Below are 23,521 nucleotides of genomic sequence, written 5' to 3'. Positions count from 1 at the left end.
GGCGCAAGCAGCTGCCTTGGCTGGTGGGCTGATTGCCCATTCATCTAGCGATCCCAGGAGAGGCCGATCTCACGCAAGGCAAAGCCCGGCCAGCCCATCGGCATATAGCCACCCGAGGAGGCTCGAATTGAGCTCTTGTGCGACAGCTAGCCGTGGTGATCTTGGATTCCACGCCCCATAGATCATTGATCAGCCGGTCGGCTGTTTATAAATTGACCGGCCGGTCGATCAATGCTAGCCCGCGCCGCTAATGGGGTAATCAAGGGGAGAAGGGTCGATGCGTAAGTTACCGTTTTTTCTCGGTGCTGTTCTGATCAGCACGCCAGCCTTCGCGCAGGAGGCCGATTCGCCTTCAACCGAGCCGGAGATCAACGACAACGCCATCGTCGTAACAGCCCGCAAGCGGGATGAGCGAATTGTCGATGTGCCGCTTTCGATCAGCGCTCTCGGAGCTGGCGATATCGATGCGAAAGCATCCCTGCGACTGCTCGATCTGGCCAACTCGGTCCCGAATCTTGTCAACATCAGCAATGGCAACGATTCTCTCTCGCTGATCGTCGTGCGCGGGGTCGCCAGTCAGTCGCGGGTGAACGCGGGATTCGATTCCGGTGTCGGCGTCTACGTCGACGGGGTAGTTCAAGGTAAGCTCTACAGCTTCAACCAGGAATTGTTTGACACCGAGCGGGTTGAATTCCTGCGGGGTCCCCAAGGAACGCTTTTCGGCCGCAATTCGATTGCCGGCGCGATCAGCATTACCACCCGCAAGCCCGAGTTCGAATTCGGCGGCGATGCAACAGTGCAACTCGGCAGTTACGACGAACGTCGATTTTCTGCCTTCCTGACCGGACCCGTTGCCGAAGACAAGCTTGCAATCAGCATCGGTGGCTTCCGGACCACTCGGCACGGCTATATCACCAACGTCCTCGATGGGCAGGATATCGGCAACATCGATTCCGTCGGCGGGCGGATCAAGGCCCTATGGCGGCCAAACAGCGATGTATCGGTCTTGCTGTCAGCAGATTATACGAACGAGGACCAGCTTGCTCCTGTACCGCAGCCGATTAGCGGATATGGCGCTGTCACTGGCACCTACAAGACCAACACCAACCTTCCCCCGATTGCGAAACGCGAGTTATTCGGTGTTTCCGGTCAGATCGACTGGTCAACCTCAACTGACCTGACCCTGACTTCGATTACCGCCTACCGGACCGCCTCCTCGTTGCGCAATAATGATCCCGACTTCGGCCCATTGGCAGTCGTGGACAGCCAAAAAAAGCAGGATCAATGGCAATTCTCCCAGGAGTTGCGCCTTGCTGGCAAGCTGGGGCCTCAATTCTCCTTTGTCAGCGGCCTTTACTATTTCAAGCAGGAGGTTGACGGTTATGCCTCGAGCACTTTCGGCAACATTACCAACGTCCCGGGATTCCTGAGGGGGCTGACCGGTTCTACGAGCGGGGTGGTAGGATCGGAATCCTTCGCAGGCTTCGTCAATGCTGATTGGGAGGCGCTACCGCGCCTGACGCTGACGCTCGGGGCACGACTGACCTACGAGAATCAGACCCTCGACTTCCGTCAGCAAGGCTTCCCGTTCGTTGCGCCCACCCTGCCACGTGAAACCGATGCTGGTTCCGATACCGATTTCTCGCCCCTGGTTACCTTGCGCTACAAGCTTGCGCCGAGCGTATCGATCTACGGGACGGTGTCGCGCGGATACAAGAGCGGGGGCTGGAACCTCGACAACGTCACGAGCTTCTCGATCACCTCGTTTGAACAGTTGCGGTTCAATCGCGAGCAGCTGACCAACTATGAAGTTGGTTTGAAGGGTGACGTTCTGAACGGTGATCTGGGCTTTGCATTCTCCGGCTTCCAGCAAAACTACGGCGACATCCAGACCGCGAAACTTGTGCCAGTACTGGGCGGCGGTGGGGCGCTGATCGCGGTTGTCTCGAATGCTGCGAGCGCGAGAATCCGTGGGCTCGAAGGGGAAGTCAAGGTTCGTCCCTTCAAGCCGTTCACGGTTGTCGGAACGCTCGGCTACGCTGACGCGCGGTTCAAGGACTACCGCGATACCACGGTTGGCGGCGCCCCGTTGATCTTCGACGGCAACCGTATTCCGAATTCTCCTGAACTGACAGCCAGCCTCACCGCCACATTGCGAGTGCCTGTGAATGACAGGCTCACCTTGGGCGGGCGCGCGCAATACAGCTATGTCGATGGCTTCTTCCAGGATCGCGATAACAGCGCCGCGTTGCGGATCCCGTCTCGCGACACCGTCGACATGTCGATCGAAGCCGAGATCGACAAAAACTTCCGGCTGGCGTTCAATGTCAGCAACCTGTTCAACAACCAGGTTCCGGTCTCTGTCGGTCCGGGCGGTTTCGGCTTTCCGGGTGTAGGGGCAAATCAAAACGTTCAGTTGTCCCTGCCGCGGATGTGGAATGTTCGAGCAAGCCTGAAGTTCTAGTAATCCCGAATCCCAGGTTAGCGATTCTGGACGAAAGTCCCGAAGGGATCGGATAGAGGCGGTGCGGCTTTCAGACCCACCGAGGCCGCCCGCCTCTTCAACTCTGCTGCACCGATCACCTCGTTCACTTCTGCTCACAGCCTTGACTTAGGTTCAGCCGGGCCCAGGGCTGCGTGTCGAGACATGGTCATGATGCATTTTCTGGAACTGCAGGCTCATTCCAAGGCTCGATAGCTATGCATAGCCATGACGCGGCGCGACCGGGCAGCTTTTGATACCAGGCAAGCTGTTTCAATCGCCCAGCAGCGAAATCACGAACGCTATCCTAAGTTCAAAGGATGGCCATAATGGCGGTGGAATTCGGATAATCCAACGATGATAGCATTTTGATTCTGCGAGGCTCAATGACTGCCCCTGTATCGCTTGTTCAGCGTGGCCCAGTGGCCTGCATCGAGATCGACAATCCACCGGTCAATGCCTTGTCGCACGCAGCGCGCAGTCAGCTCATTGCCGCAGTTGCCGAAGCTGGACGCAGTGAGGCGCAGGCAATTGCGATAGTTGGCAAGGGACGTAACTTTATCGCTGGAGCAGACATTGCCGAACTAGAACATCCGGTGCGAGCGCCCGGACTGCTCGAGCTCGAGGAAGCCTGCCGGCTCGCACCGCAACCAGTGATCGCCGTGATGCACGGTATGGTGCTGGGTGGCGGTATGGTTGTTGCCTATTGCGCCGACTTTCGGATTGCGGCGCCGGGCACACTTTTTGGCATGCCGGAAGTCAAGCTTGGGCTGTTGGCAACCTTTGGAGGTACGCAATTCTTGCCGCGACTGGTCGGCATGCCAGCCGCCCTCAAACTCCTGATCGGAGCCGAGCCAATTGACCTGAAGGAAGCGCAGGAAATCGGCTTCGTCGACGCGGTTGGCGATCTGCAGATGGCAGTGACGATGGCTCCTAGGTTCTCAAAACGCCCGGTTCGCAACATCGCAGGCGAACCAGCCCAAGCGGCACTTGCCGCAATTAGTCGTTATGAAACTGCACTGGATCCCGAATGGCAGGCTCCGCAGGCAACCCTTGAGGCTGCACGCGCAGGTGTGGAACACGGACTTGAGGCTGGACTGGCCCTTGAAGCCACCTTGTTTGAGACTGTGAGAGCCTCGCGGCAGTCGCGTGTATTGCGTCGATACTTCTTTGCCAGCCGCGCGCTTGCCCGCCACCCTGAACGCGACATTGCGTTGGCGAGGTTTCGCAAAATCGGGCCTGATCGCGGCGAACTTCGCCGCGCAGCCCAAAACATGATCGATAAAGGCGAGCTAACCGATGCCGCAGTCGCAGACGCGGCGATCGTCGAAGCGCTGGCGCTGCCAGCGTGGCGCGCTGACCTGTTGCTCGAGTGATACTACCGATAGGCCGCAATTCGCCATACGCTTGGCGGCCTGTCCAAGGCAACAGAGCCCCCAGTCGACTGCCGCGCCCAATGGACCTCGCGGAACTCGAATTGAATCAAAAGCAGAAGGAACCATCATGGCAAGCATTATACGTCTGAACAGCGGCCCCCGGATGAGCCAGGCCGTGATCCACAACGGTACGATATACCTTGCCGGTCAGATTGGGGTGCCTGGCGAATCTGCGGCCAACCAGACCCAAGACATTCTGACCAAGATCGATGCCCTGCTCGAGCAGAGTGGCAGCGACAGGTCGCACGTGCTTTGCGCGACCGTCTGGCTCGCCGACATGGCGGAGTTCGAGGAAATGAACGCCGTCTGGGACAACTGGATCGATCGCGAGGCTCCCCCTGCGCGCGCTACAGGTCAGTCTCGGCTTGCACGGCCGGGTTGTAAGGTCGAGATCATCGTTGTCGCGGCTGTCAAGTAATCCGCCTTCGTTTCAAATTTGGCGGGGATGTAGCCTGATGGCTTTATCTGGGTACAGCCCGCGATCGTCCGAACAGTTAGTATAATTGGATTGAGCCCCCTTTCGCCAGGGCCTGTTCCCCGCACCATCTTAAGAATGAACTCAGCCTCGCTGGACCTGCCGTGCGGCCACAAAAGGCGCTTGCATTTGACGACCGGTCGGTCAATAAATGGGCCGAAAGAACAGAGGAGAGTTCTCGTGTCGAAGGTTTACGTTGCCGGTGTCGCCATGGTCCCCTTCACCAAGCCTGGGCGAAGCGAAACATACGATCTGATGGGTGCTGAAGCGGTACGCGCGGCTATTGCCGACGCGGGAATTGCCTATTCGAAGGTCGAACAGGCCTATGCCGGCTTTGTCTATGGCGATTCTACCTCGGGCCAGAAAGCGCTTTATTCGGTCGGTTTGACTGGCATTCCAATTATCAATGTCAACAATGCGTGCGCAACCGGCTCCACCGCGCTGTTCCTTGCGCGCCAGGCAGTTGAGAGCGGCGCGGTCGATGTGGCCTTGGCCGTTGGGTTTGAACAAATGATGCCCGGTGCGCTGGATGTAATGTTTACGGACCGGCCTTCGATCCTGGAAAACTACGTCAGGATTGCAGAGCAGGCGCCAGGCGACGACAACACCAGGCCACCAGCTGCCCGGCTGTTTGGCGGTGCCGGCGCCGAATATCAAAGGCGCACCGGCTTCGAGAGCCGAAGCTTTGCTCTCGTAGCGGAGAAGGCCCGCCGCCACGCCTTCAACAACCCGCTCGCGATCTTCCGCGATCCGCTTACAGCCGATGAAATCATGGCCTCACCTACGATCTTTGGTCCCCTCACCCGTCTGCAGTGCTGCCCACCCACCTGCGGAGCGGCGGCCGCGATCATCGTTTCCGAGAAGTTCAAGCGAGCCAATCCGGGTCGCTATGTTGAGATAGCCGCGCAGGCCATGACCACGGACCCAGAGCAATCCTTCAGCAATGGCAGCCTGATCGATGCGGTCGGGTTCAATATGGCGCGTGACGCTGCCCTGCAGGTATACGAGAAAGCAGGCATCGGCCCCAAGGATGTGCCGGTGGTCGAGTTGCACGATTGCTTCACAACCAACGAGGTGCTCACTTACGAGGCTCTCGGGCTGGCGGCACCGGGAGAAGCGGAAAAGTTCATCCGCGACGGAGGCAACACGTATGGCGGTCGGACTGTAACCAATCCTTCTGGCGGGCTGCTTTCCAAGGGACACCCGCTTGGCGCCACGGGCCTCGCGCAGTGTAGCGAGCTCGTCTGGCAATTGCGGGGCGATGCCGACAAACGTCAGGTTGCGGGAGCGAAGGTCGGGCTGCAACATAACCTCGGTCTAGGCGGCGCCTGCGTCGTTACCCTTTACAAGGCTGCTTGAGATGGTTGACCTGTCGGTAATCGGAAGAACATGGCCGAAACGAACGATTGTTGCCGAGGAAGGTGCCCTGCGTTTCTTCGCAAAGGCCACGGGCGAGACCAATCCGGTCTACAGCGACGTGTCCGCTGCCAAGGCTGCGGGACACCCGGGACTCCCGTTGCCCCCAACCTATTTGTTCACGCTCGATTTGCTTGCGCCGTCTGAAACCTTCTGGCTCGATGACCTTAAGGTTCCCCTGGCAAAAGTGCTCCATGCAGAACAAAGCTTTGAGTATCGGCGAATGGCCTATGCTGGCGAAGAGCTGACGATCGAAACGAAGATCAGCGATGCCTATGACAGAAAGGGCGGACTGCTCGAATTCATAGTGCGCGACATGACCGTCACCGATACCAAGGGAGACGAATGTGCGCTGCTCAAGACAACCCTAGTGGTGCGACATGGCTGACGAACCAGAAGTGATCTCAGTCGGCACCCGCTTGCCGGAGCACGTGCTGCCGCCGATCTCCCGCACCACCCTCGCGCTGTTTGCGGGGGCGTCTGGCGATCACAATCCAATCCATGTCGACATAGACTTTGCCAGGTCTGCCAGCATGCAAGACGTCTTCGCACACGGCATGCTGTCGATGGCTTACCTTGCGCAACTACTTACCGGCTGGGTGCCCCAGGCCCAATTGCGTTCCTGGAGGGCCCGGTTTGTCTCAATCACCCCAGTTGGGGCGGTCGTTTCCTGCAACGGTGAGGTCGTCGAGCTTTTCGAAGTGGATGGTGAGCGACGGGCTCGCCTGAAGATCTTGGCCACGATCGGCGGCGACGTGCAAACTCTGGCCGGCGAAGCGGAGGTCGCGCTTCCATGACTGCAACCGTCATCAGTGGATCAAACCTGATCACCGGCAGTACCATCGACCAGCGCGCTGCCAAGGTGGCGACTGGACTGGCCGAGATGGGCATTGGAGCTGGTGACACTGTTGCAATCCTGCTCCGCAACGATCCGGTTTTCTTCGAAATTTCGTTTGGAGCAAACCTTCTGGGGGCAAATGTCGTACCAGTAAACTGGCACTTCCGCAGCGATGAAGCCTTGTTCGTGATTGCCGACAGTGGTGCCAAACTGATTGTCGCTCACGAGGATCTCCTTCCGGTTCTCGGCGGCCGTTCGTCACTTTCATTGCCGATCCTGGTCTGTCCTGTTCCGCAAGAGGTCGCCGAGGCCTACGGCAGTCCGGTCTCGACAATCGATGAATGGGCGAGCTGGCGTGACAAGCATGCCGAATGGCGAGGCGAACCGCAGATCACCCGCTTCGGAATGATTTACACGTCGGGAACCACGGGCAAACCAAAGGGCGTGAAACGAGAGCCGGCAGATGCTGAGATGGCTAAACGCATGGCCGCGCTGATGGCGACGGCGCTCGGTCTTGTCCCTGGTCAGACAATACGTACAGTCATAACTGGACCAATTTATCACGCCGCACCCAACACTTACGCATTGGTAGCGGGCCGTGTCGGTGAGTTGGTGGTAATGCAACCGCGTTTTGACGCCGAAGGGCTTCTAGCGCTCATCGAGCATCACCGACTTACTCATGTCCACTTGGTACCGACTATGTTTGTGCGCCTTCTTAAGCTTCCCGAGCAGGTGCGCTCGAAATACGATCTGTCATCGCTTCGGTTTGTGGCCCACGGCGCAGCGCCCTGCCCGCCTGAGATCAAACAAGCCATGATCGCTTGGTGGGGGCCGATCATTCACGAATACTACGGCGGCAGCGAGACTGGTGGTGCCGTTTATCACAATTCCGAAGAAGCTTTGCGCAAGCCCGGAACTGTTGGTCGTGCGATGGATGGCTGTGCGATCCGCATTCTCGACGACGAGGGCAACGAGGTTCCGGCCGGGACCCCTGGCCATGTGTATATTCGTTCAACCAGTTTTCCGGACTTTACTTACCATGGTCGCGATGCTGACCGCCATGCAATTGAGCGGGAAGGCTTCGTCACGATCGGCGATATCGGGTTTCTGGATGAAGATGGTTATCTGTTCCTGTGCGATCGAGCAAATGACATGATCATTTCGGGTGGGGTCAACATCTACCCAGCGGAGATCGAAGCCGTGCTGCTTTCGCATCCCGGAATAGCAGACGCCGCCGTCTTCGGCGTACCCGACGCGGAGTTTGGAGAAGCCGTTTGCGCGGCGATTCAGCCCGCCGACATTGGCGGACCCGATGCCTCGGACGTAAGGGCCTTTGTCCGCAGCAAGCTCGCAGCCTTCAAGGCTCCTCGGCACGTGGAGTTCCACTCCGCCCTGCCCCGGGAAGACTCGGGCAAAATCTTGCGTCGCTTGCTTAAGGAACCACACTGGGCCGGTACCGGAAGGACGATCTGATACATGCGGACTGCGCTTTCCACGCAGTTGTCGGCGACAGCCACGCAGGTCCAGCATGCTTGCAAGACTGGCGCAAAGAGGTGCTCCCGGTCAATCAGTAGCGCCTCTACAGGACTGTTGGAACGCGGGCGGCCTGGCGGCTCTCCGCCGCTAGGTCAGCGCCGAATCGATGGCGGCTACAACGAGACGGCCCCACCTCACCTGTCCGATTCGCGTTTTGTGACCAGGTCGAAACCTGTGTCAGCATGAAGGGGGTGTGCATTCATGACATCTGATGGACCGCTCAAAGACCTGCGCGTAGTCGAGTTTTCCGGAATTGGTCCTGCACCATTCGCCGCAATGTTGCTGGCAGACATGGGGGCTGATGTTATCAGAATCGATCGACCGAACGCGCCAATGGAATATGTCCTGGCACGCGGCAAACGCTCGATCGCACTCAACATGAAGCAGTCAGCGGACCGCGACATGGCTATTGAGTTGATCAGGCAGGCTGAGATTCTGATTGAAGGATTTCGACCTGGCGTGATGGAACGCCTCGGGCTTGGTCCGGAACCCATGCGCGCGATCAATCCCAAGCTAGTTTATGGACGCATGACGGGCTGGGGACAATACGGCCCCTTGGCTAAGGCCGCTGGCCACGACCTCAATTACATTGCGATCTCGGGAGCGCTCCATGCGATCGGATCGGCCGACGGTCCGCCGCTTCCACCTTTGAACCTCGTAGGCGATTTCGGTGGTGGATCACTCTTTCTAGCCATGGGCCTGCTCGCGGCGCTAAGCCACGCGAGGGCGACTGGCCAGGGCCAAGTCGTCGATGCCGCAATGAGCGACGGAGCGAGTTCGCTGATGGGCTTGTTTTACGGTCTCAAAGCCCGCGGCGAGTGGAACGACGCGCGATCTTCAAACTTTCTCGACGGAGCTGCGCCTTACTATCGCTGCTACCGTTGTGCCGATGGGGGTTGGATATCCATTGCCGCAATCGAACCTCAATTCTGGGCGGAGCTTCGCGGGCGGGTTGGGCTTCTCGATCCGCTCTTCGACCGTCGGGATGATACCGCATCTTGGCCGGAGATTTCTCGAGCTCTTGAAGAAATCTTTGCGACGCGAACTCGAGCGCAATGGTGTGATTTGCTCGAGGGAAGCGATGCCTGTTTCGCACCTGTTCTTTCTTTGAGTGAAGCGCCGCTACATCCGCACAATCAGGCCCGCGGCACCTTCACGGTCAATGCGCAGGCAGCACCCGCACCGCGATTCTCGGTGACTCCTGCCAATATTGGGCAAGAACCTCCTGCCACCGACGCCGATCGTGAAGCCATTTTGCGGGACTGGCTAGGCCATTAGCCGAATTCTGGCACCTTCGGCTGGCGACACGCCTCGAAGAGGAGACCCGGATCGGCAAGGGCGGGACCCTGGCGGCGCAGCTGTCGCGGCTCGACCTGATCGTGCTCGACGAGCTCGGTTATCTGCCGTTCGCCCGCTCGGGAGGGCAGTTGCTGTTCCACCTCATCAGCAAGCTTTATGAGCGCACCAGCGTCATCATCACCACGAACCTCGCCTTCGGTGAATGGCCGACCGTGTTCGGCGATCCCAAGATGACCACGGCGCTGCTCGACCGCGTCACCCACCACTGCGATATCGTCGAGACGGGCAACGACAGCTGGCGCTTCAAAAACCGCAGCTGACAGCCACCTTCGGCGCCTTCAAAAATCTATCTTGCGCTGCGCGCGCCTCCGGTCGGGCTACGCCCGCCCTCCGCCGCACGCAGCGCAAGGCCATCTTCAACAAACCAGCCTCATATCCGAAAAGGGGGTCCCTCTTCGACGCCGATCGGGGGTTCCTTTTGAACGCCGTTTGACAGTCCTCTGTCCGGAGGAGCCGATCTAAATCGCTCCGGATGCGGCGCAGCCGCCAGAAAAAGACGCGACCCGGCAGGCACGAAGTGCGACGTATCAGAGGAATGCAGCAAGCGTCGGACGCGGCTGATTTAGTCTTGCTGGGTGTGCCGACCCAAGCCGCGCATCATCTTATCATGCTGCGTGCGCTGGCGAAGCGAGGTGACGGGAACGTGGACCGTAACAATAGTCACCATATGCTCCTCATCGTTGAAGGATCTCTATGATCGGCATTACCACGCCGCCTTGCTCAACGTCCGTGTATCCTCCGCTACCTCAGTTTTGGCGCCCATTCCGCGAAGCGGGTTCCTCCATCAGGCGCAGACGGCCTTTACAGATTATCTTAGCAACGGCTATTGCGACAGCCTGCTCACAATCGTGAGTACACCCAATGAGTACACATGCGTCGTCTCACTTCGCAGAAAATGACGGAAAACCGTGGGCTTGTAACCCATCCGACCCCTCTTCGAGGCGTGTCACCAGTCCGGACCATGGGCGAGGTCACAGAGCATGTTGGCGGCATCGCGGAGGGTTTCGGAAATGCCTCGCAATATACGGCAATGGGCATCTTCCATTGCAGGCAGGCCGCTTGGGAAGCGCCATCGGGAAGCGGCCTTTCGGGCACGCGGATCGCGATTCAGGGCATGGGCAATGTCGGACGCCGCCTTGCCGTGCTGCTGCGGGAAGCGGGCGTCCGGCTCATCGTGTCGGACGTCGACCCGGCGGCCTGCGATGGGATCGAGGCGGAGATCGCCTCTCCTGAAGACATCCACCGCGTCGCAGCCGACATTTTCGCCCCCTGTGCGCTCGGCGGAGTTCTCAACCGCACCACGATCCCCGAGCTTGCCGCAAGGCTCGTGTGCGGCGGGGGCCAACAACCAGCTCGCCGAGCCAGAGGATGCTGAGCGGCTGTGCTCGCGCGGCATCGTCTATTGTCCCGATTACTTCGCCAATTCGGGCGGCATCATCGAATTGCACCATCAACGTGGCGGCGGCAACCATGCCCCGCTTGCCAGGCACCTCGCATCACTCGCCAAGGCGACCTGCAAGGTGTTCGCGCGCGCAGAGCGGACCGGCGAGACCACGGCTGCCATCGCCGACGCGATCGCTATGGACCGGGTGAAGGCAGCGCGATCATGACCCCGCATCAACGCGTCGCCGCCTATTACGGGCAGATCGATGCCAATGATATCCCCGAGATCCTTAGAGTGTTCTCGCCCGATGCGGTCTATGAACGGGCGGGCAAGGCCTATCAAGGCGAGAAACGCATCAGCCGCTTCTTCCGCCAGGAGCGGCTGATCAGGGGATGCCACGAGATGTCGGAGATCTGGAAGGTCCCCGGCCACGTCGTCGCGCTGGGCGCCTTCATCGGTCACGGCGAAGCGGGCGATCCGCGCAAGGTCCGGTTTGCCGATATCTGGACCTTCGGCCCCGACGACGAGGTGCCGAAGCGGCGCACCTATCTCGCGACTGATCACGCCGTCGTCGAAAGATAGGGCCGCTTTACCGATATCCGGAACCGGCCCGCGCGTGGATCATATCCGCGCCAACGCCCGCTCGAAAGCACCAATCGCAGTGTCGATATCGACGTCATCCAATGCGGAGGACATTTGCGTGCGGATGCGCGCCTTGCCCTGCGGCACAACCGGATAGGAGAAGGCGGTCACATAGACGCCTTCGATCATCGCCTCTTCCGCGAACCTATTGGCCTTGTCGGCTTCATAGAACATGATCGGAATGATCGGGTGCTCGCCGGGCAGCAGATCGAAGCCTAGTGCTTCGAGCCCGGCACGGAAACGCGCCGTGTTGCTGCGCAGCCGCGCCCGAGCACTGCCTTCGCGGATCAGTTCCAGCGCCTTGAGGCTCCCTGCGACGACGGGCGGCGCGACGGTGTTGGAGAACAGGTAAGGTCGCGAACGCTGGCGCAGCAGCGCAACGATTTCCTTCTTGGCAGAGGTATAGCCGCCGCTCGCACCGCCCATCGCCTTGCCGAGCGTGCCGGTGGTGATATCGACCCGGTCCATCACGCCGCAATGTTCATGCGTGCCGCGCCCCGTCTCGCCGAGAAAGCCCGTTGCATGGCAGTCGTCGAAATGGACGAGCGCGCCATACTGCTCGGCCAGATCGCAAATGCGATCAAGCTGGGCGATGTAACCGTCCATCGAAAAGACACCATCGGTGGTGATCAGCTTGAAACGTGCACCCGCTGCGTCCGCCGCCTGCAGCTGCGCTTCGAGGTCAGCCATATCATTGTTCTCGTAGCGGAAACGCTTTGCCTTGGAGAGGCGGATGCCGTCGATGATGCTGGCATGGTTGAGTTCGTCGGAGATGACCGCGTCTTCAGGGCCGAGTAGCGTTTCGAACAGCCCGCCATTGGCATCGAAGCAGGAGGGATAGAGGATCGTGTCTTCCATCCCTAGGAAGTCCGTGAGTTCCGCCTCCAGCCGCTTGTGAATGTCCTGCGTGCCGCAAATGAAACGCACCGACGCCATTCCGAACCCGCGGGCATCGATCCCGTTGCGGGCCGCTGCCATGATCTCGGGATTGTTGGCGAGGCCAAGGTAATTGTTGGCGCACAGATTGATCAACTCGCGCCTGTCAACTTCGACCTTGGCCTCCTGCTGGGAGGCGATAATGCGCTCGTTCTTGGTCAGGTTCTGCGCTTCGATCGCATCGAGTTCGGCCTGCAAATGGGCCTGAAAATCACCGTACATCGTCGCTACTCCCAGTTCAGTACGACTTTGCAGGCCTCGCCGGACCGCATGGCTTCAAAGCCGCGCTCGAAATCGTTTGCCGACAATCGGTGCGTGATGATCGGCGACAAGTCGAGCCCACTCTGGATGAATACCTGCATCTTGTACCAGGTCTCGAAGATTTCACGGCCATAGACGCCCTTCAGCGTCAGCATGTTGAAAATCACCTTGTGCCAGTCAATCCGCACATCGCCTGCGGGCAGACCTAGGATGGCGACCTTGCCGCCATGGCACATATTGTCGATCAGCGAGGCAAAGCCCGGCTCGCTGCCCGACATCTCGAGGCCGACGTCAAAGCCCTCGGTCATGCCAAGTTCCTTTTGGACTTCTTCCAGCTTCTCCTTTGTCACGTTGACGGTGCAGGTCGCGCCCATGGTGCGGGCTAGCGCCAGCCGCTCATCATTGAGATCGGTGACGACCACATGCCGCGCCCCTGCGTGGCGACAGACGGCGGCTGCCATGATCCCGATCGGCCCAGCACCGACCACCAGCACATCCTCGCCCAGCACGTCGAACTGCAGCGCGGTATGCACGGCATTGCCGAAGGGATCGAACAGCGCAGCAACATCGAGGTCGATGGCGGGATCATGCACCCAGACATTGGCAGCCGGAACGGCAAGGAATTCAGCGAAGGCGCCGGGGCGATTGACCCCGATTCCCTCGGCTTGGGCGCACATCTGCCGGCGCCCGGCCATGCAGTTGCGGCATCGTCCGCACACAACGTGTCCTTCTCCCGAAACGATCTGGCCCGGCGAAAAGCCGGTCACGTTGGAGCCGGTCGCGACGATCTCCCCGACGAATTCGTGGCCGACGATCATCGGCACCGGAATGGTCTTGCGCGCCCACTCGTCCCATTTCCAGATATGCATGTCCGTGCCGCAGATCGCTGTCCGGCGCACCCTGATGAGGACGTCGTTGATCCCGGTTTCGGGAACGGGGCGGTCTTCCATCCACAGGCCCGGTTCCGGTCTGGCTTTCACAAGAGACTTCATGGCTCGCTCCAGTCTTTCAGTCGACGACACGACAGCAGACAGACCAGCACATGTGACCGGTTGCCCTTCGGGCCGCATCGTCCGGTTGGACCGCCACCTTGCCGGTCAGGCAGGTTGGCGCGGGCTCGGTTGAACCCAACTCTTGATGCATCGATCAGGCTTGCCTGACCGGAACTGCGCTTTTCCAATTCCCGATCAGTCTTAGCGGCCTGATCGCCCTTTTACAATACAGATGTGTATCGTCTTTCGCGCGCGGGCATGATACTATCCGCCACCGGCTCGGACGGATGCGATCCAGCGATCGACATGGCGTTCGAGAACATCGAGCGGTAGGGCGCCCGGTGCCAGCACCGTCTCGTGGAAATCACGAATATCGAAATCCTTGCCCAGCGCCGCTTCGGCCCTGCGCCGCAAGGTGTCGATGCGTTCGTGACCGAGCTTGTAGCCCAGCGCCTGGGCGGGCACGTCGGTGGCATAGCGCAGCACCTCGGCCGATGCTTGGTCCGGTGTCATCAGGGTGTGATCGACGAGGTAATCGCGCGCGCGGTCGAAATCCCAGCCCAGCGCATTGACCCCAGTATCGACCACCAGCCGCGCCGCCATCATCGCGTCGGTCGCGACCAGGCCATAGCGTTCATAGGGGTCGGTAACCGCGCCCATCTCGATCGCAAGATTGGCGCCGTATTGCGCCCAGCCCTCGTTGTAGCCGGTCAGCCGCAGGCTCGCCAATTCGCGCCGGATCGTGGGCAGGTTCTCGTTCTCCGCCTGCAAGGCAAGGTGGAAATGATGCCCGGGGATCAGCTCGTGGAAGTTTATCGCCGCCGCCTGCACCATCGACCGGTGATCAAGGTTCGCGGCATTGTAGCGAAACAGCCCCTTGGGCTCGACGCTCGAAGGCTTCTCGTAGTAGCCGAAAGCCACCCCGCCCTCGTTCGCCTCGGGGATCCGCCGGATGTCGTAGCTGGCCTTGGGCAAGCGGGAGAAATAGCGCGGGACCTGCGGTTCGATGCGCGCGATCTGTTTGCGGTAGAGCGCCTCGAGCGCGGTGACATCTGCGACCCGGAAGCGCGCATCGCTGTTGAGCAAAGAATGAAATTCGGCCTGCGTGCCGGTGAACCCCACCTCCTTGCGGACTGCCGCCAGCCGGGCCTGGGTTTCGGCGACCATCGCGAGGCCGCGCGCGTGCAACTCCTCCGGCGCGATGTCGAGGGTGGTATAGGTCGCGATCGCGCGGCGATAGCGTTCGGGGCCGCCGGGATACTGGGAGAGTCCGATGCCTGCGGGCGCACGCGCGGCGTAGACCTCGCCGAGGAGGGCAGCCATGCGCTCGAGCCCCTGCGCGATCGGCCCGTGGGCAATGGCGCGTGCCTTGTCCGCGAAGGCTTCGCGCTCCTCCGGGGGCAGCGGCTCCCGCCGCGCCGCGTCCGGCACCAGCCGCTTCGGTGTGCTGGCCGCCAGCGCCGAGTAGCTCGCGCGCAGCGATTGGACGGCGGGCTGCGGCAAGAGGATCCCGGCTTCCTCCTGCGCCCTAGTGCGAGCCTCCATCTGAGCGAGGCGCGCGGCGATCTCCTCCAGCAGGAACAGGTATTCGGCGCGCTGTTCGGGCGTTTCGAGTGGGCGCTTGGTGGCGAATTCGAACAGCCCCGAGAGCGGCAGCACCCCGCTATAGGGCGTGATCGCGAAATCGAGCAGCCAATTGTCCGGCCCCTGCACGATGTCAGAATAGAACTTGACGAGGAACTGCCGGGTCAGCTCGCGATCAGGATCGAGAAGCTGCGGCTCTATCGCATTAAGCCGCAACAGGCGGGCGGCGGCGTAGGCGGCATCCTTTCGGGCCTCCTCGAGCGTGATGTCCTTGATGCCGACGAAGGGCAGCCCGGCGGCATCGCGCAGCGTCGAATCCGTCTCCAGCACCCACGCCCAGGCCTCGTCGGCCAGCCGGTCGAGTTCGCGCGCCGCGCCCTCGGCTTCGGCGACCGAGGGGTCGGGGGCAGGTGCCGCAACGGCCATCGAGGCATTGGCGCATCCGGCCAACAGCAGCGCGGCCAGCGCGCAGGACATGGTGCGGATCGTCAGCATCTCTCGTTCTCCCGGGTCGGTCGACCAGGCGCTGCGCATAGCGCCTCGAAGGTGGCGGCATGCCCGCGCGGCACCAGCATGATCGGCGCGCTGTGGGGGGCGACGATCAGCTCGCTCGCCCAGTTGGCGAAACCGAAGCGGCGCCAGCCGAGCGCGAGCAAATCGGTGTCCATCATCGCCGGGGCATGGCGGCTAAGCAGTTCGCGCAGCGTGTCCGCTGCTGGGCGATAGCAGGCAACCGAGGACGACAGGTCGGCCGATACGAAGCCCTCGCTGGCGGCGGGCGGCTCGCTTGCGGGACAGGCCAGCCACGACCAGCGCCCCGGGGCGAGAGCGGCAGCAATACCGTCGCCAGCGGCGCTCGGCGAACCGAAGACCTCCGCCGGAGCGGCGCCCGCCATCGCAGGCGCGCGCCACGCATCGCGCCGCAGGGCGACAAAGCGCACAAGTCGGAAATCGCCGTCGGCGAGCCGCTGGATCGGGGTGTCGTCAGCCATCGCAGCGCATCCGCAAGCCCTCGGGATCATAGGCGCAAGGGGCGACGATGCGCGCCCGATAGACTTCCCCGCGGTTGTCCGGGCCGAGATCCCACAATACCAGCCCCTCCCCCATCCGCGATGCGCCGTCCGCGATCATGCCGAGCGCATGAGGCCGCCCGAGCGTCGGCGAATGCACCGAGGACGTGACCCAGCCGTCCGATCCCGTCCCCGATTGGCGTGGGCAATGCGCCCCCACCGGCAGCCGCCGGTCATCGAGGCTGGCGAGGCCCACGAGTTGCATCCGTCCCGGCGCATGGCCGACCGGCATCAGCGCGCCCCGGCGACCGATGAAATCGCTGGCCTTGCACTTCAGCGTTCCGGCAAAGCCGATGTCCTGCGGCATGGTCGCCCCGTCGGTCTCGTTGCCGACATGGAGGAAGCCCTTTTCCACCCTGAGCACGTCAAGCGCCTCGATCCCGAAAGGCACCAATCCAAGTGGGCGGCCTGCATCAAGCAGCCGCTCGGCAAGCGCGGTTGCATCGCAAGCGGGCACCGCGATCTCGAAACTCGCCTCTCCGGAATAGGACACCCGGGCGATCCGCATGGGAACGCCATCCGCCTCTGTTTCGAGAAAGCCGAGGTGCCGCAGGGGCTCTCCATCTGGCGCGACCTCGATCCCGGCCCGCGCCAGAACCGCGAGCGCCTGCGGCCCAGCGAGGGTCATCACCGCCCATTGCGCCGTGACGTTTATCAGCGCCACCGCGAGTTCGGGCCACACGCGCTGGAGGTGTTCCTCGAGCCGGGCATAGATGCGGCCCGCGCCCGCGCTGCTGGTGCCGAGAACGAAGGAACCGTCCGCCCGCCGCATCGCCACGCCATCGTCGATGACGATGCCCTTCTCGTTGCAGTAGAGGGTGTAGCGGCAGCGTCCGGGCGGCAAGGTGGAAAGGGTCGCCACCGCGACGCGGTCGGCGAAGGTCGCGGCATCGGGTCCGTGAAGCTCGATCTTGCCGAGCGGCGAGGCATCGAACAGCCCGGCCGCCTGCCGCACGGCGCGCACTTCGCGGGTGATCGCAGCATGGAGCCTTTCCCCGGCGAGCGGATAGGCGGCAGGGCGCAGCACGCTGCCATATTCGTCCATCGCTGCGCCCAGCGCGACGTGGAGCGCGTGCGCGGGCAGTTGCTCGAGCGGATCGAGTAGGTCCCCGCAGGCTTCCCCGGCGAAGGCCCCGACCGTGACCGGCTCGTAAGGCGGACGAAAACGGGTGGTGCCGACCTCGGCCGGTGCGCGGCCGGTCAGATGGCCCATCACCGCAAGACCGTTGACGTTCGAGGTTTTGCCCTGGTCGGTCGCCATGCCGAGTGTGGTATAACGCTTGAGGTGTTCGACCGCAGAAAAGGATTCGCGCGCCGCCAGCGCGACATCTGCGGCGGTGACGTCGTTTTGGTAATCGACGAAGGTCTTGCCGGCCCCCGGCCCTTGGACGGCCGGGACCGTGATCGGGGGGACTGCCAGTAAGCCATCCCCCGCAGCCCGGCCGACGGCAAACAGCCCCGGTCCATCGTTGCGCGGCAGGAACGCGCCAAGGACTCTCGACCATGCCAGCTTGCCCCCTGCATGCGAATGGAGGTTCACCACCGGATTGAACCCGCCCGAGACAAGCAGCGCGTCGCACTCCAGCCGCTCGGAGCCATTCGGTGTCGCGGCGCGGATCGCCTGTAGGCGCTGGCTCCCGACGGCGCCCAGCACTTGTGCACCCGCCAGCACGCGCACGCCCGCATCACGCGCTGCCTCGGCAAAAGCAGCAGGCACTTCGTCGCGCAGGTCGAGCACGAAAGCAGGCGCGACGCCATGCCGGATGAATTGCCGCGCACTCTCCCAGCCCGCATCATTGTTGACCGCAAAGCCGATCCGCTGCCCCGGCACCACCGCCTGCCGCAGCAGATAGGCCTCGCCGGCCGAGGCGAGCATGATCCCGGGCAGGTCGTTGGCGGGAAACAGGAGCGGCCGCTCGATCGCGCCCGCCGCCAGCACCGCCTCCGCGCAACGCAGCTTGACCAGCCTCTCGCGCGGGGCATCATTCCGGGCCGGATCATCCTCGCATCGCTGGTGCAGCGCGAAGCTCCCGTGGTCATAGGCCCCGAACACGGTGGTGCGCGCCAGCATCGTGACGTTCGCCATGTCGGAGAGTAGAGCGACCAACGCATCCACCGCCAGGTTATCGGACTGCGCCCGCCCCCTCCTTCTCCCGCCCCAGAAGAACTCGTGCTCCGCGATGATGACGCTCTTGCCGGTGCGTGCATGCTCGAAGGCCGCTTCGAGGCCCGAGCGACCGCCGCCGATGACCAACACGTCGCACTTGGCGAAACGGTGTTCGTAGCGGTCCGGGTCGCGCGCGTCGGGCGCACGGCCCAGCCCTGCGGCCCTGCGGATGAATGGCTCGAACCAATGCCAGTCGGGCCACTTGAAGGTCTTGTAATAGAAGGCGGCGGGAATGAACCGGCTTGCGAGGCCCGTCACCGCCAGCAGGTCGAAGCGCGGCGACGGCCAGCAATTGACCGGCGCTGCGCACAGGCCTTCTCGGAGCGGGATCGCGGTCGCCTTGAGATTGGGAACGGTCCGCGCCCCGGTGCCGAGCTGAACCAGCACGTTGGGCTCTTCAAGGCCCGCAGCGAGCAGACCGCGCGGGCGGTGATACTTGAAGCTGCGCGCCGCCAAGACCTCGTCCTGCGCCAGCAGGGCCGAGGCAAGCGTGTCGCCGGCATAGCCCGTCAGTCTGCGCCCGCCCCAGGTAAAGGCGAGCGGCCGGTCGCGGTCGATCAGCGCGCCGCCGTCCGGAAGGCGATAGGCGGTCATGCGTCTGCTCCCGGGACGACGCCGGAAAGCGGAACGGTGGAGGCGATGGCGTGGGTCACGGTATCGCGTTCGACCAGAAACCATTGGCCGCAGCCTTGCGCGTGGACCCAGCGTTCGGTCTGCGGGCCTTTCGGATTGGCCGGGAAATGGAGGTAGCGCGTCCACTCGGCATCGCCGGCGTCCGGCGCGGGCCGGACCGGCGCCGCATCGCCGCCGCAGACGAATTCAGTCTCGGGCCGGGGGCCGCAAAAGGGGCAGTCGATTCGCAGCATCAGTGGGCAATTCCCGCCGCTCCGGCCTCGTCGACAAGGTGCCCCGAGGCGAAGCGGGCAAGGCTGGCGAACCGCGCCAGCGGGTGGACAATGCCGGTGGCAAGATGGTGGGCGAGGCACACGCCCCCGGCGGGTATCGCCTTGAAGCCCCCCGTCCCCCAGCCGCAGTTGAGATGCATTCCGACGACCTCGCTTTCATCGATGATCGGCGAGGAATCGGGAGTCACATCGCAGATGCCCGCCCATTGCCTTAGAAAGCGGAGCCGCGAGAATTGCGGGAACATGTCCACCAGCCCTTGCGCGGCGCGCTCCATCCACGGCAGGTTGCCGCGCTGCGCATAGGAGACATAGAGGTCGAGCCCCGCCCCCAGCACCAGCTCGCCCTTGTCGGTCTGCGAGACATAGGCCCCGGTCGCCGGGGACATTACCACGGTATCAAGACAGGGCTTGACCGGCTCGGTCACGAAAGCCTGCAGCGCGAAGGAGCGTATCGGCAGGTCGATCCCGGCAAGCCGTGCCAGCTCCGTCGAATGGCCGGCCACGGCCAGCGCGAGCTTGCCGCAGCCGATCGTGCCGCGGCTGGTCTCGACCCCGCGCACCCGGCCGCCTTCGACCGAGATGCCGGTGACCTCGCATTGTTCGATGATGTCAACCCCGCGCGCGTTGGCCGCGCGGGCATAGGCCCACGCCACCGCATCATGGCGCGCGGTGCCGGCGCGGGGCTGGAAAAGGCCGCCGAAGACCGGATGGCGCGGCGCCGGATTGAGCCCCGGGATGTTTTCGTAGACCGCCTCGCGCTCGTGGAATTCGGCATCGACCGCGTTGAGCCGCATCGCCGCCCCCGAATGGCGCATCCGGTCACGCTGGTGCGGATCGTGCGCGAGGATCCAGTTGCCCCGCGCCGAGAACATGATGTTGTATTCGAGTTCGCGCGAAAGCTGCTCGTATTGCTGGAGGGAAAAGTCGTAGAAGGCGGCGCTTTCCGGGTAGAAATAGTTCGAGCGGACCACCGTGGTGTTGCGTCCGGTGTTGCCGCCGCCGATCCAGCCCTTCTCCAGCACCGCGACATTGGTGATCCCGTGATGTTCGGCGAGGTAATAGGCGGTCGCAACACCATGCCCGCCACCGCCGACGATCACGACATCATAACTCCCTTTCGGACCGGCCTTTCGCCACTGCGGTTGCCAGAACTGTTGCCGTGAAAGGCCTCCCCGGATGAGGGACCAAGCGTTGAAGGGCGTTTTGGGTCGCATTTGGAACTAGCTACAATACACTAATGTATTGGGCAACCACCATCCAACCCATCATGCCATCAGCCCGGCGGCAAGGGTCGCAATGAGGATTAGGGGGACAGGGATGCGCAGCAGCACGAGCCAGCCTGCCAGCACCCGGCTATCGGCTGGCCAGCCGAGCATCCGCCCCCAGCTTTCACGGGACACGAACCACCCGGCGAATATCGCGGTCAGCAAGCCTCCGAGCGGCATCGCGATTGTCGAGGTCAGGATATCGAGCACCCCGAAGAAATTGGCCTCGGCAAGCAGCGGCACGCCGGCCAGCGGGTGCCAGTCGGCCGCGAGATTGAACGAAACCACCGTACCGATCCCTATCGCCCACAACGCCGCCCCCGCGCCGCCCAGGAGTGGCCCGCGGGACATGCCCCGCGCCTCGCCGATCGCTGCCAGCATCTCGAACAGAGCGACGCTCGATGTGACGGCGGCCATCACCACCAGCATGAAGAACACCGCGGCGAGCCACGCGCCACCCGGCAGTGTGGCAAAGACGGTCTGCATCGTTACGAAAAGCAGGGTCGGCCCTTCGGTCGGATCAAGGCCCACGGAAAAAACGAAGGGAAAGATCACCAGCCCGGCCAGTAGGGCGACGACGGTCTGTGCCAGGACTATGATCGCGGCAAGCCGCCCGATCCTGTCCTGCGGACCGAGATAACCGCCATAGGTGACCATGACCCCGGCAGCCACGCCGACCGAAAAGAAGGCATGCCCCACCGCCTTGATCGCGCTGTCCCACGTGAGGTGATCGGGATTGACCGCAAACAGGAACTCGAGAGCCGGGACGAACCCGGGTTGAAATGCCGCGATGGCGAGCATGCCGAAAAGGGTCAATGCAAGCATCGGCATCATCACCGCCATTGCCCGCTCCAGACCATTCCGGAGGCCCAGCCGGATGATCATGAGGTTGATAGTGATGAATGCGGTCTGCCACGCCGTCAGCGCCCACGGATCGGCAAGCAGGGCCGCGAAGTCCAGCGTGCCCCCGAAACCGGCCACCGTGCTCACCGCGTTCGAGGCAAAGGCGAGCGTCCATCCGCCGATGACGCAATAAAAAGAGACGACGAGGAAGCTCGCACCCACCCCGAGATAGCCGACCACGCTCCATAATGGCGAGCGGCCCTCATCCTTGGTGACCTGCTGCCATGCCCGGGCAGGATCGGCGCCGCCCTTGCGTCCGATCCCCAGCTCGGCGATTACGAGCGGCAGGCCGATTACAAAGACCGCTCCGACGTACAGCAGGATGAACGCACCCCCGCCGTTCTGCCCTGCCAGATAGGGAAAGCGCCACAGGTTGCCGAGACCGACCGCGTAACCAATCGCGGCGATGAGGAACATGAGGCGCGAGGACCATTTCTTGCCGCCCTCGGGGACCGGTCCGCTCATCGGTTTAGGTCCCCTCCGCCCGGCATCATCGATTCCACGTCCACTGACTTCCCCCGACATTGACAGCCCGATACAGACATGTATTCTTGCACCCCGCGCCGCCGTTGGCAATCCGTTCTAGCGCGCAAGGAGAGAAAATCATGAAAACCACCCACTTTCTCTGCATTGCCCTCGCCGCGTGCGCGGGCATACTTGCCACGCCGGGGCATGCGCGCGGCGCTCGGGGGGTCGAGGCTGCGCCGGAGGCACCTGCAGCGCCCGAAGTGCTGCTCGCGCCCTTCACCGATCACTACGAAATGCGCGTGGAAAAGCCTGTTGAGGTGGTCTGGGAACACATCAAGCGGCTCTATGTCGAGGGCGAACGCATGCGCCAGCAGGGCTTTGAGGTTTCGGAGGTCGTCGGCGACCCGACCGCTTGGCTTGGCGGGGTGCGCGGCGTCCGCGAGGGCGACACCACCCGTCCTCAAGTGACCATCCTGGTTTCGGCGGTCGACGACAAGGCCCACCTGCTGTCGGTGATGATCGGGCTGGAGAATCCCGTTCCGGTATATGTCGTCCATCAGGTGCGCCCCGATGGCGCTGAAGCGTCGATCTACCAGACCGTCATCCAGACCAAGTGGCCAGTGCGCAAGCCCGAGGGCGGCGAACTCGATGCTGCCTACGTCGCCGAGAAGATGGCTGCCGACATCGCCTTCCACAATTCCGAAGTCGCGGAAATCATGCAGCGGGAGAAGGCCATCATCGAGGCACTGAATTGACTCTCGCGACGGCTCGCACGATGATGCCGGCGATGACTTCGACCAAACAGTTGACCCGCGACCGGGATACGCCGGTCGAGAAGGACTGGATCGCTGCGGCGCGCGAAATGCTCATCGAAGGGGGCGTCGCTGCCGTCCAGATCAATCCGCTGGCCAACCGCCTCGGCGTGACCCGCGGCGGCTTCTACTGGCGCTTCCAGAACCGGCAGGACCTGCTCGATCACCTGCTGCTGGACTGGGAAAGCTCGAACGCGCGCCACTTCCTCGACCGGCTGGCCGAACCCGGCACGATGCGCGAGCGGATCGACCGGCTGATCGACCTGTGGTTGGAGGAAAAGCAGTTCGATCCCCGGCTTGAGGCCGCGATCAGGCAATGGGCGCGGATCGAGGAGCCGGTTCGCGAACGCGTCCGCATCGTCGACCTCGGCCGGATCCGCGCGATCGCGGACATCTATCTTGAAGACGGGTTCATGCCGGACGATGCCGAGGCCCGGGCGCGGATCATCTACTTTCACCAGATCGGCTACTACACGCTCGACCTCTGCGAGACTGCCGAGCAGCGCAAGGCGATGCGACCGCACTACACCCGCGTCATGTGCGGATACGACTGAGGCGAGCGCGGCACGCTTGCAAAACTGCGGCGCGCG

The 23,521-nt window shown here is 62.5% G+C and carries 21 protein-coding genes, 1 pseudogene and 1 riboswitch; of the genes and pseudogenes, 14 read left to right on the top strand and 8 right to left on the bottom strand.

Annotated features, from left to right (window positions below; translation table 11 throughout):
- Positions 1–277 precede the first annotated feature (277 nt).
- The 12 genes and pseudogenes from SC1_RS20985 to SC1_RS20935 all read left to right on the top strand — a co-directional run bounded on the left by SC1_RS20985 (position 278) and on the right by SC1_RS20935 (position 11,508).
- Positions 278–2,464, top strand: coding sequence for a TonB-dependent receptor (locus SC1_RS20985; RefSeq protein ID WP_062186648.1), 2,187 nt, complete (start codon positions 278–280; stop codon positions 2,462–2,464).
- Positions 2,465–2,904: 440 nt separating this feature from the next.
- Positions 2,905–3,858, top strand: a complete 954-nt coding sequence (locus tag SC1_RS20980) for an enoyl-CoA hydratase/isomerase family protein (RefSeq protein ID WP_062186646.1) — start codon at positions 2,905–2,907, stop codon at positions 3,856–3,858.
- 127 nt (positions 3,859–3,985) lie between these two features.
- Entirely contained in the window at positions 3,986–4,336 is a 351-nt protein-coding gene (locus tag SC1_RS20975) for a RidA family protein (protein ID WP_062186644.1), read from the top strand.
- Positions 4,337–4,573: 237 nt separating this feature from the next.
- Positions 4,574–5,752, top strand: coding sequence for a lipid-transfer protein (locus SC1_RS20970; protein WP_238586799.1), 1,179 nt, complete (start codon positions 4,574–4,576; stop codon positions 5,750–5,752).
- A 1-nt stretch (position 5,753) separates the two neighbouring features.
- Positions 5,754–6,197, top strand: a complete 444-nt coding sequence (locus SC1_RS20965; RefSeq protein WP_062186642.1) for a MaoC family dehydratase N-terminal domain-containing protein — start codon at positions 5,754–5,756, stop codon at positions 6,195–6,197.
- Entirely contained in the window at positions 6,190–6,606 is a 417-nt protein-coding gene (locus SC1_RS20960; RefSeq protein WP_062186640.1) for a MaoC/PaaZ C-terminal domain-containing protein, read from the top strand. The genes SC1_RS20965 and SC1_RS20960 overlap by 8 nt, the downstream gene beginning before the upstream one ends.
- A complete protein-coding gene (locus SC1_RS20955; RefSeq protein WP_062186638.1) occupies positions 6,603–8,120 on the top strand; it encodes an AMP-binding protein in 1,518 nt (505 codons plus the stop codon). The genes SC1_RS20960 and SC1_RS20955 overlap by 4 nt, the downstream gene beginning before the upstream one ends.
- Before the next feature lie 264 nt (positions 8,121–8,384).
- Positions 8,385–9,461 carry a CaiB/BaiF CoA-transferase family protein gene (locus SC1_RS20950; protein WP_062186636.1) on the top strand — a complete coding sequence of 359 codons (1,077 nt, stop codon included), beginning with the start codon at positions 8,385–8,387 and terminating at the stop codon, positions 9,459–9,461.
- A 20-nt stretch (positions 9,462–9,481) separates the two neighbouring features.
- Positions 9,482–9,802 (top strand): annotated as a pseudogene (locus SC1_RS20945) (ATP-binding protein); the annotation flags it as partial.
- 701 nt (positions 9,803–10,503) lie between these two features.
- A complete protein-coding gene (locus tag SC1_RS20940; protein ID WP_062186634.1) occupies positions 10,504–10,917 on the top strand; it encodes an NAD(P)-dependent oxidoreductase in 414 nt (137 codons plus the stop codon).
- A complete protein-coding gene (locus SC1_RS22015; protein ID WP_152682509.1) occupies positions 10,856–11,152 on the top strand; it encodes a hypothetical protein in 297 nt (98 codons plus the stop codon). Before SC1_RS20940 ends, SC1_RS22015 begins: the two co-directional genes overlap by 62 nt.
- Positions 11,149–11,508 carry a nuclear transport factor 2 family protein gene (locus SC1_RS20935; RefSeq protein ID WP_062186632.1) on the top strand — a complete coding sequence of 120 codons (360 nt, stop codon included), beginning with the start codon at positions 11,149–11,151 and terminating at the stop codon, positions 11,506–11,508. The genes SC1_RS22015 and SC1_RS20935 overlap by 4 nt, the downstream gene beginning before the upstream one ends.
- Positions 11,509–11,547: 39 nt before the next feature.
- On the opposite strand, the gene SC1_RS20930 is transcribed toward SC1_RS20935, so the two are convergent.
- The 8 genes from SC1_RS20930 to SC1_RS20895 form a co-directional block, all read right to left on the bottom strand.
- Positions 11,548–12,726, bottom strand: coding sequence for a glycine C-acetyltransferase (locus SC1_RS20930; protein ID WP_062186630.1), 1,179 nt, complete (start codon positions 12,724–12,726; stop codon positions 11,548–11,550).
- A 5-nt stretch (positions 12,727–12,731) separates the two neighbouring features.
- Positions 12,732–13,787: an L-threonine 3-dehydrogenase gene (tdh, locus tag SC1_RS20925; RefSeq protein WP_238586798.1), complete on the bottom strand. Its 1,056-nt coding sequence runs from the start codon at positions 13,785–13,787 to the stop codon at positions 12,732–12,734.
- Between the two features lie 16 nt (positions 13,788–13,803).
- A riboswitch (SAM-I-IV-variant riboswitch) is annotated at positions 13,804–13,911 on the bottom strand.
- 110 nt (positions 13,912–14,021) lie between these two features.
- Entirely contained in the window at positions 14,022–15,836 is a 1,815-nt protein-coding gene (locus SC1_RS20920; RefSeq protein WP_062186626.1) for a DUF885 family protein, read from the bottom strand.
- On the bottom strand, positions 15,830–16,333 hold the full coding sequence (locus tag SC1_RS20915; RefSeq protein WP_062186624.1) for a hypothetical protein: 504 nt from the start codon (positions 16,331–16,333) through the stop codon (positions 15,830–15,832). Before SC1_RS20915 ends, SC1_RS20920 begins: the two co-directional genes overlap by 7 nt.
- On the bottom strand, positions 16,326–19,172 hold the full coding sequence (locus tag SC1_RS20910; RefSeq protein WP_062186622.1) for a 2Fe-2S iron-sulfur cluster-binding protein: 2,847 nt from the start codon (positions 19,170–19,172) through the stop codon (positions 16,326–16,328). Before SC1_RS20910 ends, SC1_RS20915 begins: the two co-directional genes overlap by 8 nt.
- The gene (locus SC1_RS20905) at positions 19,169–19,444 is read right to left on the bottom strand and encodes a sarcosine oxidase subunit delta (RefSeq protein WP_062186620.1); all 276 of its coding nucleotides are present in this window, start codon (positions 19,442–19,444) and stop codon (positions 19,169–19,171) included. Before SC1_RS20905 ends, SC1_RS20910 begins: the two co-directional genes overlap by 4 nt.
- Complete coding sequence (locus SC1_RS20900; RefSeq protein ID WP_062186619.1) at positions 19,444–20,697, bottom strand: sarcosine oxidase subunit beta family protein; 1,254 nt, start codon at positions 20,695–20,697, stop codon at positions 19,444–19,446. Before SC1_RS20900 ends, SC1_RS20905 begins: the two co-directional genes overlap by 1 nt.
- Before the next feature lie 51 nt (positions 20,698–20,748).
- Positions 20,749–22,116: a sodium-dependent transporter gene (locus SC1_RS20895; RefSeq protein ID WP_274520283.1), complete on the bottom strand. Its 1,368-nt coding sequence runs from the start codon at positions 22,114–22,116 to the stop codon at positions 20,749–20,751.
- A gap of 140 nt (positions 22,117–22,256) precedes the next feature.
- Here SC1_RS20895 and SC1_RS20890 point away from each other — a divergent pair, with 140 nt between their 5' ends.
- Both SC1_RS20890 and SC1_RS20885 read left to right on the top strand, forming a co-directional pair.
- On the top strand, positions 22,257–22,874 hold the full coding sequence (locus tag SC1_RS20890; protein WP_062186615.1) for a hypothetical protein: 618 nt from the start codon (positions 22,257–22,259) through the stop codon (positions 22,872–22,874).
- Positions 22,875–22,906: 32 nt separating this feature from the next.
- Positions 22,907–23,485, top strand: coding sequence for a TetR/AcrR family transcriptional regulator (locus SC1_RS20885; RefSeq protein ID WP_193749242.1), 579 nt, complete (start codon positions 22,907–22,909; stop codon positions 23,483–23,485).
- The last annotated feature ends 36 nt before the right edge of the window (positions 23,486–23,521 follow it).

The sequence above is a fragment of the Sphingopyxis sp. C-1 genome (assembly GCF_001047015.1).
Taxonomy (GTDB): domain Bacteria; phylum Pseudomonadota; class Alphaproteobacteria; order Sphingomonadales; family Sphingomonadaceae; genus Sphingopyxis.
Note: the sequence above shows the minus strand (reverse complement) of the source record. Positions and strands in the feature narration are given on the sequence as shown.